Here is a 9,570-nt window from a genome sequence, read left to right as displayed (position 1 = left end):
TTATCTGTGCGAAAGCGAAGCGACAGCAACAATTGTTTTATCTGTGCGAAAGCGAAGCGACAGCAACAACAAAGCGCCCAGTCGGAACGGAAATCAACCACACGTTATGGAGTAAGCCTCGTACATGTAGAAATGCCAGACACAAAACCAAATCAAGGTTTTTGTGTCTGGCATTTTTTTAACCAAATACTGTTTGCCATAATAAATAAAGATTTAAAGTAACTACAATTACTACGACAATCCATCCTAATATGGTTGTCATACGATGGTTAACAAGGCTTCCCATGATATCACGCTTACTTGTAAACATTACAAGCGGTACAAGAGCAAATGCAATACCAAAAGATAAAATAACCTGACTTAGGACAAGCGCATAAGTCGCATTAACTCCAGATGCAATGATAACCAGAGGAGGTATCATTGTAATAGCTCGACGTAAGTAGAGCGGAATTTTCTTTCTTATAAAACCTTGCATCACAACGTCACCTGCAAGTGTACCGACTGAAGAGCTAGCAAGACCTGCAATGAGAAGTCCAAGACCAAAGGACACTGCTGCCATCGGACCAAGCGCCTCTTTTAAACCGTTATAAGCAATATCTAAATCTTCCACTACTACGCCTTGTGTATGGAATACTGCTGCGGCAATAACAAGCATACTCATATTGATGGCACCGGCAATAATCATCGCGATGATTATATCAATAAACTCAAAACGGAATATACGTTTTTTTTCAGCATCATTTCGGCCAACGACACGATTTTGTGTTAATGAAGAATGCAAGTAAATAGCGTGTGGCATGACAGTTGCTCCTAAAATACCCGTTGCAAGTAAAATAGAATCTACTCCATCAAAGCGCGGTGTAAACATGCCTATTGTTACTTCGCCCCAATTTGGCTGAGCTAAAAATGTTTGAAATGCAAATGCTAATACGACAATAAGTACCATGCCAGAAATACCTGCTTCAAACGCTCTAAAGCCTCTGCGCTGTAATTCTAAAATAGCAAATGAGCCGACAGCTGTAATGAGAGCTGCAGGTAACATTGGAATATTAAATAACAAGTACAGCCCTAGTGCAGCACCGATAAACTCTGCAAGATCTGTTGCAATAATGACCAATTCTGCCTGTATCCATAAAAAAATAGAAGTTTTTTTAGAAAAATGTTCACGTGCTACTTCAGGTAAATTTTTGCCTGTCGCAATACCAAGTTTTGCCGATAAGGATTGAATTAACACCGCCATTAAATTGGAAAAGGCGATTACCCAAAGTAGTAAATATCCATATTGTGAACCTGCTGTAATATTTGTTGCGAAGTTGCCTGGATCAATATAGGCAACTGCAGCGATGAATGCTGGGCCAAGAAACGGTAAAATTCGTCGCCAGCCTGTTATATCTCCATCTAAAACCGCCTCAGCAGACGATTTTGGCATTCGTTTGTAAACCATGTTGTTCCCTCATTTCAAAAAGTATCACAGGTGAAATAAAGTTTCCTGCAGGAAAATGATATATTCCTATTTTATCGCTAGAACTAAAAAATGTGAAGATGTTTGCTCAATTTTTTTCGGAATTCGAAATGTTTTTGATATAGTAATCAATTTTAAAGGAAGAATTCCGTTGTGTATAATGTATGGAAGCATCATAGCAGAATATTCGATTCATTTGAAAATGACCCAAGGATGAATGTACTTAGCTTCTTTAAACGTAGGAATATACTTATAAGGTAGCTTTTTTAACTTCTTTCAGCGAGTGTTTTTTGTAGCGAAAGCGAAGCGTCAGCTACAGGTGTCCAAACACCAGTTGCTGCCGCTACGTTAGCACTGCGCTTTCGCAAAAAAACATCCGCTGAAATAGAGGAACTCAGGCTAAGAACTTCACATCCTATGAAAACGCCTGGGACCAACATCGTATTGGTCAAAAGCCGATTCCGGACGCAATTATGCCGAGGCATAATTGATTGATTTTCAATTCGGGTATTCACATATTTTCTACTAGTATTAAAACATTATTCTTCAAATAAGAATTTATCATCAAAAGTTTGGGATGACGTTTGATGTATATAAGTTGATTGAGGCAGCTCATCGGACGCCCTCTGGAAAACACCCAATCGGAGCGGAAATCAACAACACGTTATGGTTTGGGTCTAAATAAAAATGTTCAAAATATCAAGTGAAAAAATTTTTTGTAAGCATTATTTTCATCTTTACTTTTTTTAATTACAGGCGTAATATGACATCATTATAAAAGTTTCAAATTTCTAAATCGCTGAAGCAATTAGACGCGGGGGACCCAATTTTTACGGATTACACATAGGATAATCCTTGGGGTGAATCTCTTCATTTATTGAGGGGTAGGGCTACTCAGGCCCGAATCCGACAGCTAACCTCGTAAGCGTTAAGAGCAGAAAAGTGGAGCTTGGCAGACGAATGAACGTCTACAAGTCTTATTTAGTGATGACTTGTAGACTTTTTTTATCTTCATTCTAAAGAAGAAACAAGACCCCGTTGAACAGCACAAAAACCGATTATGCTAAAGTGTAATCGATTTAGAAATGCGAAACACATTCTATGAAACTAGAAGGTGTTGACTATGAAATCCTCATTAAAACGTTATATTATCGGTAAACCATTGAGATCTGAAGCGTTAGGGGAACAAAAGCTTAGTAAAACAAAAGCACTTGCCATACTATCGTCCGATGCTTTGTCATCAGTAGCGTATGGACCTGAGCAAATTTTAATTGTACTTATGACAGTAAGCACTGTTGCCTTTTGGTATTCTCTACCGATTGCTGCTGGGGTAATTGTGTTACTGACAGCACTTATTTTCTCGTATCGTCAGGTTATTTATGCGTATCCACATGGTGGTGGAGCATATGTAGTTTCTCGGGAAAATTTAGGTGTCAATGCGGGTCTAGTCGCTGGTGGATCATTGCTTGTCGATTATATTTTAACAGTTGCGGTTAGTGTATCGGCTGGAACGGATGCCATTACTTCGGCATTTCCAAGTCTACATCCCTATAATGTAATAATCGCGGTGTTTTTCGTTATATGTTTAACGCTTTTAAACCTGCGTGGTGTCACAGAATCTGCATCCATTTTAGCGTATCCCGTTTATTTGTTTGTGATAGTGATGCTGATGTTAATCGGAGTGGGGGCTTATAACATAGTAACAGGGCAAGTTCCTGCAGAGTTGCATCCAAAGGTCGGTACATCAGTTGCAGGTATCAGTCTATTTATATTATTAAAGGCTTTTGCATCAGGAAGCTCAGCTTTGACTGGTGTTGAAGCAATCTCAAATGCTATTCCTAATTTTAGAGATCCAGCGCCGAAAAATGCGTCTAAAACATTATTAGCTATGGGCGGTATTTTAGCAGTGCTCTTTATTGGTATTGTGAGCTTAGCTTATTTTTATGGAGTTGCTCCCAATGCGAAAGAAACGGTTGTTTCACAAATAGCGGAAGCAAGTGTAGGTCGTCATATCTTTTATTATATAGTACAAGGAACAACGGCGATGATATTAGTACTTGCTGCGAATACAGGTTATTCGGCTTTTCCTTTACTGGCTGTCAATTTATCGAAGGACGGTTTTATCCCAAGAATATTCCAGATTCGTGGGGATCGACTTGGTTATTCAAATGGCATTATGATGCTTGGTTTAGCGGCCATTGTTTTAATCATTTTATTTGATGGAACAACAGAGCATTTGATTCCACTTTATGCAGTTGGTGTGTTTATTCCATTTACTTTAGCGCAGGCTGGAATGATGCGAAAATGGTGGCGTGAAAAGCCAAAAGGTTGGATTGCTAAATTTTCAATCAATACGATTGGAGCGATCATTTCCTTTATTGTAGCGATGATGTTTTTTGTGACAAAATTGCCTCAGGTATGGCCAGTGTTTATCTTTTTACCAATTATTATTTGGACGTTTCACCGTATTAAACAGCATTACCAAACAGTCGGTGAACAACTAAGATTAGATAATGAGAAATTACCGGATGTGGAGGGGAATGTGTTCATTATCCCTGTTGCTGGTATTACGAAAGTAGTCGAAAACACATTGTATTACGCGCAGTCATTAAACGTTGATAAAATTATTGCCTTTTATGTAGCCTTCGATCAAGCGGAAGCAAAAGCATTTGAGGAGAAATGGAAAGCTTGGCAGCCAAATATACGGCTCGTCACATACTACTCACCATATCGAAGTATTACACAGCCGTTGATGAAATTTATTGATAAGGTTGAGCATCAATGTATGAAAACAGGCCATCAAGTAACGGTTGTCATTCCACAGTTTTTACCGAAAAAAGGGTGGCATCATATGTTACACAATCAATCGAGTCTATTAATTCGCGCATCGCTATTATTTCACAGAAATATCGTCATTATGACAGTGCCCTTCCATTTATCAAAATAATGACTAGCAAGCTCGAAAATTGTCTGATATAATCATTACGTTGATTGTAAAACACGAACGTTTGCAATTGAAAGTTAGTAAAATAATAGTAAATTCCGAAAAACAGACTTTATTCAGTGTGAGAAACAAGCACATGCCGAATAAAGTGCCATTTTTGGAAATAACGCCAAGGTGTATTAATAAAAGGAAGTTCTTACAGCTTAATACTATTTCACTCATATAATAGCGAGAATATGGCTCGCGAGTCTCTACCGATTTTCCGTAAAAAAATCGACTATGGGTAGCAATGCTTTAGAAGACTTTATATAAGATGTTTTCTATTCGTTTCGACGTTTTTACGCTGAATGCTTTGCTCCACTCGTAGATGACTGGAATCAAAGTATTCAGCGTTTTTTATTACTTGAAATGAGCATTTCTTCTATGATAACGCCTTTGTGACAACGACATCGTATTACTGACGCTGCGTTAGCACGGCACTTTCGGTTATTTGCTCATAAAAAATTATTTATAAGAAAGAAGGATTTAAAAGAAATGAAGTTATTACACGACAAAATTGTGCAAGAAGGTAAAGTTCTATCTTCATCTGTATTAAAAGTAGACTCGTTTTTAAATCATCAAATTGACCCAATGCTTATGAAAGAAATTGGTCATGAGTTTGCGACTCGATTCTCGGATCAAGTCATTACAAAAATATTAACGATCGAATCTTCAGGTATCGCACCATCTGTTATGCTAGGGCTTGAAATCGGTGCTCCTGTAGTGTTTGCACGTAAACGTAAATCATTAACACTATCAGATAATCTTTATAATTCAAAAGTACATTCTTTCACAAAAAATGAAACAAATGATATTTCAGTATCACGTAGTTTCTTAAATGAAGATGATAACATTCTAATCGTAGATGATTTCTTAGCTAATGGGGAAGCTGTCAAAGGTTTGCTTGATATCGCAGCACAAGCGGGTGCAAATGTTGTGGGTGTAGGCATTGTTATTGAAAAAGGCTTCCAAGACGGTGGGAAATTATTACGCCAGCAAGGGGTTCGCGTGGAATCATTAGCAATTGTAGATTCTCTTGAGGATGGCAAAGTAACATTTGCTGCGGAGGCTAATGCGTAATGAATACCGTTAAATCGACGACGCTAGCTATTCAACATTTACTTGCGATGTATGCAGGTGCCATTTTAGTGCCACTGATTATCGGTGGGGCACTTGGTTTTGATTCAACACAAATGACGTATTTAGTAGCGATTGACATTATGATGTGTGGGATCGCAACGCTTTTACAAGTGTATTCAGGTAAATTTATCGGTATTGGTTTGCCGGTAGTACTGGGCTGTACATTTACAGCGGTTAGTCCGATTATTGCAATCGGTACTAATCCTGAACAAGGTATTACTGATATTTATGGATCTATTATTGCATCAGGTGTAATCATTATGATTATTGCAGGTTTTTTCGGTAAGTTAGTTAAATTCTTCCCGCCAGTTGTTACAGGCTCGGTCGTGTCGATTATCGGTATCTCTTTATTACCAGTAGCTTTAAATAATATGGCAGGTGGACAAGGCGCAAAAGACTTTGCATCGGGTTCGAATGTAGCTTTAGCGTTCATTACATTAGCCATTATTTTAGTTGTTTATCGTTTCTCTACAGGCTTCATCCGTGCAATCTCCATTTTAATCGGATTAGTTGCGGGGACAATCCTAGGAGTATTTATGGGGAAGGTTGATTTTAGCCCAGTTGCAGATGCTGACGTATTACACATGGTTCAGCCATTCTACTTTGGTATGCCAACATTCGACCCTACAGCAATTATTACAATGACGCTTGTAGGAATGGTTTCTTTAGTAGAATCAACAGGAGTCTATTTTGCACTAAGTGATATTTGTAAGAAAAAATTAGATTCAAAAGATTTAGCACGTGGGTATCGTTCTGAAGGTTTTGCTTCTGTGATTGGCGGTATTTTCAATGCTTTCCCATATACAACATTCTCACAAAACGTGGGACTTACGCGTATGTCAGGCGTAAAAAACCGCAAAGTCATTTACATTACAGGTGGCTTACTAGTAGCACTTGGCTTCCTACCAAAAATCGCAGCATTAACAACGATTATTCCAACACCAGTACTTGGTGCGGCAATGCTTGCGATGTTCGGTATGGTAATTACGCAAGGTATGGGCATGCTAGTACCTGTTATGAATGAGTCAGCGGAAAACGCCATGATTGCTGCAATTGCAGTCAGCCTTGGTGTCGGTGTATCGGTTGTTCCGGGGATTTTTGATGCACTACCAGAAAGTGTATCTCTTCTAACATCTAACGGTATCGTCTGTGGTTCTGTCACAGCGATTATCCTTAATATTTTATTCAACATGATTGGGCCAAAGCATAAGGAAGACCCGATGCATGGAGAAGTTTGAAGTAAATAATTTAAGAACATTCATCTAATACCTTATATATTTTGATGAAAAGAATATTGCCACCTACTTTTATCTATTGATTTAGATTTAAGGAGGTGGCATTTTTTATGCGGAAAAAAGGCTGTTTCTACAGTAAGACTTCTTCATGGAACAAGTTACCCCTGACGGAATTGCTTTTTAGCTGTTAAAACAGTTAATACAATATTTGTAACGAAGAAATATATAAAACTAGAAATGCTCAACAGTATAAGCGTGGCTGCCTCTAAATTAAAATCATCCTCTAATATATTTAAGGTAGAACCTGTGCCTAAAGACATCGCGGTGATTAATGCAATTGATGGTAAAACGATTAAAATACTTAAACATAACGCAATGATATTGACCACTAAAATCGAGGTTTTCCACATTTTAATATTATTCAACGTTTTCTTTGATAAGAAAATAATATTAATTATATATAACAGTGTTACTAAGATAAAAGGTAATATACATTTTAATAAGAATAATAACATTCCAAGCACCTCGCTCTTAAACTATTTTATTTGAGTCAATTACCCAACATAGTGTAATTTTACACTATTGATGTCATTTGTCAATACATTGTCTTTTAAACTGCTTTTATGACTTACAGTATAATAGAAGAGGATATAATTTTAGTGTGGTGTCACCTTAGTCATTAGTGGTGAGATGAATGCGGATTTAAGCCACTTTTCAGCGGATGTCTAAACACCCGCTGAAATAGAGGAACGCAGTGTTTCTAAAGATAAAGTTTAGTGGAAGAAGTCAGTGTTATATTTTGAAAAGAGATGATATGAATGAATGCGTTTTTAATAGGAGGCAAACAAGGATTTATTCGGTTAGAAATCATTGAGGTATTTGGATTTCCGAATGAAACTAGTTATTTGGGTGGATACGAAGTTAAAGGGAAAATTGATATAAAAAGTGGTAACTATTTTGTGAAAGATGCAGAACTATGGTTTTCAACTGGTCAGATCTATACGTTTTTTATCCAACTTCAGAAATGTTTTAAGCAATTGAATGGAAGTGTGACTTTTACAGACTCAACTTCTAATATTGAGTTTAAAATGCATTTTAATCGATTGGGGCAAATTACTATAGAAGGGTATTTCCAAGAGTTTTTGAGTGAAGAAAATAAACTACATTTTGAATTTGAAAGTGAACAAAGCTATTTGTTATCTTCGTTTGAAGAGTTAAGAAAGATAGTTGCCTATTATGGCGGTTTAGAAGGTAAAAGGAGATAGTTGTGTCTTATTGAACTTACAGGTGCAGTAGTTTATGGTAAAAATTGGGTATTGTAATACAAATGAATATAGAATATTATGAACCTTATAGAAAGGAGGGTTATAAATGAATTTAAAAACTGCTAAAGAAGTTATTGAAGAACTACAAGTAACTATGGAGGCACATATGTCTTCAGAAGAAAAAATGAAATTAGAAGTTTGGCTAAAAGAGTATTACATAGATGAACTAATAAAGAAGAAAGTACCGATGAATTCGGATTGCTAGTCATTTAAAATGGGGCACTTCTTTTCGGAGTTGTCCTTTTGGTTCTGTCACTGCGATTATCCGCAATATTTTGTTCAACATGATTGGGCAAAGCATAAGGAAGACCTGATGCATGCGAAGCATAAAGGATTTCTATAATACACAAAATGTCATCTACTTTTATAGTAGGTGGCATTTTTTTATGAAAAGTAGATGTTTAAATTTAAATTGTTAGGGAATCTAGGGAATGGGGTGGGAGTTCTTTGTACAAACGGATTTCGGACGATGCCGAGACATAATTGTTGAGAAGAATGCAAGGCAATGTCTGAACATACATTTATAAATATCTGGCTTGTGAGTGTTATTTGTAGCGGGGAGGTGCTCTACTTTCACCAGCGGAAATCAGCGTCTACTTAATAAAAATAGTTAGTTAAGGCAACGCACTTATAGAATATAAAACTACTTTTTGAAAGGTCTCTTACAAATGCAAAGTATATTTCTGATTGTAATACTTCAATTAGTTTATGTGCCTTTTTTAACGTTACGTACAATATTTTTAGTGAAGAACATTACGTTCCTTGCTGCCATATTCGGTATGCTGGAAATGTTAGTGTATGTATTTGGCCTTTCTCTTGTCTTTAATGGAGACCAAAGTATTTTAGGGATGGTTGTCTATGCTGCTGGTTTTGGTTTAGGTATTTTTCTAGGTGCTAAAATTGAGCGGAAACTAGCGATTGGCTATGTCTATGCGACAATCAATACGCAGAATAAAAATGAAGAGCTCGTGAATTTCCTTCGTAATGAAGGCTTTGCTGTGACGATTTATATTGGGGAAGGTAGAGATAGTAATCGCTATAAATATGAAATATTAACAAAGAGAAATCGCGAGACAGAATTGTTTCAAATTGTGGAGCATTATGAACCAAATGCTTTTATTATTTCTTACGAGCCTAAATCATTTAAAGGTGGATTTTTGCTGAATCGAATGAAGGCAAAAAACAAATAGTTTTTCCCTAATATTGCCCTTCCGTTTATATGCAGAAGGGCTTTTTTTGTTCATCACCAAAAGTTTTGGATGACTTTGTTAAAACGTCTATTATGTAAATAAGTTGATTGGAGTGGAGGCTGGGCGACTCCTTGGGGATTAGCAATAGAGGAACGAAGGCTAAAACCATCACATCCTGTGATAACGCCTTCGTGACCAACATCGGTGCTGTTGCTGTCGCTTCGTTGCACTACGC

9 protein-coding genes and 2 riboswitches are annotated in these 9,570 nt (G+C 37.1%); of the genes, 6 read left to right on the top strand and 3 right to left on the bottom strand.

The features are described 5' to 3' along the window. Window positions 1-178 precede the first annotated feature (178 nt). Window positions 179-1,444, bottom strand: coding sequence for an Nramp family divalent metal transporter (locus tag ACFXN8_RS25695; protein WP_386848230.1), 1,266 nt, complete (start codon window positions 1,442-1,444; stop codon window positions 179-181). Window positions 1,445-2,249: 805 nt separating this feature from the next. Then, window positions 2,250-2,404: riboswitch (cyclic di-AMP (ydaO/yuaA leader) on the top strand. 181 nt (window positions 2,405-2,585) lie between these two features. On the opposite strand from ACFXN8_RS25695, the gene ACFXN8_RS25690 reads away from it, so the two are divergent. The 3 genes from ACFXN8_RS25690 (at window position 2,586) to ACFXN8_RS25680 (ending at window position 6,823) form a co-directional block, all read left to right on the top strand. Continuing rightward, window positions 2,586-4,409, top strand: a complete 1,824-nt coding sequence (locus tag ACFXN8_RS25690; RefSeq protein ID WP_386848229.1) for an APC family permease — start codon at window positions 2,586-2,588, stop codon at window positions 4,407-4,409. A 195-nt stretch (window positions 4,410-4,604) separates the two neighbouring features. After that, window positions 4,605-4,706, top strand: a riboswitch (purine riboswitch). Between the two features lie 234 nt (window positions 4,707-4,940). Further along, on the top strand, window positions 4,941-5,525 hold the full coding sequence (locus ACFXN8_RS25685; protein WP_323651023.1) for a xanthine phosphoribosyltransferase: 585 nt from the start codon (window positions 4,941-4,943) through the stop codon (window positions 5,523-5,525). Beyond that, window positions 5,525-6,823, top strand: coding sequence for a nucleobase:cation symporter-2 family protein (locus tag ACFXN8_RS25680; protein WP_376078384.1), 1,299 nt, complete (start codon window positions 5,525-5,527; stop codon window positions 6,821-6,823). Before ACFXN8_RS25685 ends, ACFXN8_RS25680 begins: the two co-directional genes overlap by 1 nt. A 155-nt stretch (window positions 6,824-6,978) precedes the next feature. Here ACFXN8_RS25680 and ACFXN8_RS25675 read toward each other — a convergent pair whose 3' ends face one another. Then, window positions 6,979-7,230: a hypothetical protein gene (locus ACFXN8_RS25675; protein WP_376078386.1), complete on the bottom strand. Its 252-nt coding sequence runs from the start codon at window positions 7,228-7,230 to the stop codon at window positions 6,979-6,981. 408 nt (window positions 7,231-7,638) lie between these two features. Here ACFXN8_RS25675 and ACFXN8_RS25670 point away from each other — a divergent pair, with 408 nt between their 5' ends. The 3 genes from ACFXN8_RS25670 to ACFXN8_RS25660 all read left to right on the top strand — a co-directional run bounded on the left by ACFXN8_RS25670 (window position 7,639) and on the right by ACFXN8_RS25660 (window position 9,335). After that, complete coding sequence (locus ACFXN8_RS25670; RefSeq protein ID WP_376078388.1) at window positions 7,639-8,085, top strand: WapI family immunity protein; 447 nt, start codon at window positions 7,639-7,641, stop codon at window positions 8,083-8,085. Window positions 8,086-8,191: 106 nt separating this feature from the next. Next, complete coding sequence (locus ACFXN8_RS25665; RefSeq protein ID WP_386848228.1) at window positions 8,192-8,350, top strand: hypothetical protein; 159 nt, start codon at window positions 8,192-8,194, stop codon at window positions 8,348-8,350. A gap of 463 nt (window positions 8,351-8,813) precedes the next feature. Then, window positions 8,814-9,335: a DUF2179 domain-containing protein gene (locus ACFXN8_RS25660; RefSeq protein WP_376078390.1), complete on the top strand. Its 522-nt coding sequence runs from the start codon at window positions 8,814-8,816 to the stop codon at window positions 9,333-9,335. Window positions 9,336-9,388: 53 nt separating this feature from the next. Here the strand turns inward: ACFXN8_RS25660 and ACFXN8_RS25655 are convergent. Next, window positions 9,389-9,570, bottom strand: a 182-nt coding sequence (locus ACFXN8_RS25655; protein ID WP_386848227.1) for a hypothetical protein, incomplete at its 5' end; no start/stop codon positions are given.

Source organism: Lysinibacillus sp. NPDC059133 (assembly GCF_042755925.1).
GTDB lineage: Bacteria > Bacillota > Bacilli > Bacillales_A > Planococcaceae > Lysinibacillus.
This window is presented reverse-complemented; position numbering and strand designations above follow the sequence as displayed.

Coding starts and splice junctions, on each gene's coding strand:
- ACFXN8_RS25695 (WP_386848230.1), bottom strand. CDS start 1,444: ATGGTTTACAAACGAATGCCAAAATCGTCTGCTGAGGCGGTTTTAGAT.
- ACFXN8_RS25690 (WP_386848229.1), top strand. CDS start 2,586: ATGAAATCCTCATTAAAACGTTATATTATCGGTAAACCATTGAGATCT.
- ACFXN8_RS25685 (WP_323651023.1), top strand. CDS start 4,941: ATGAAGTTATTACACGACAAAATTGTGCAAGAAGGTAAAGTTCTATCT.
- ACFXN8_RS25680 (WP_376078384.1), top strand. CDS start 5,525: ATGAATACCGTTAAATCGACGACGCTAGCTATTCAACATTTACTTGCG.
- ACFXN8_RS25675 (WP_376078386.1), bottom strand. CDS start 7,230: ATGTGGAAAACCTCGATTTTAGTGGTCAATATCATTGCGTTATGTTTA.
- ACFXN8_RS25670 (WP_376078388.1), top strand. CDS start 7,639: ATGAATGCGTTTTTAATAGGAGGCAAACAAGGATTTATTCGGTTAGAA.
- ACFXN8_RS25665 (WP_386848228.1), top strand. CDS start 8,192: ATGAATTTAAAAACTGCTAAAGAAGTTATTGAAGAACTACAAGTAACT.
- ACFXN8_RS25660 (WP_376078390.1), top strand. CDS start 8,814: ATGCAAAGTATATTTCTGATTGTAATACTTCAATTAGTTTATGTGCCT.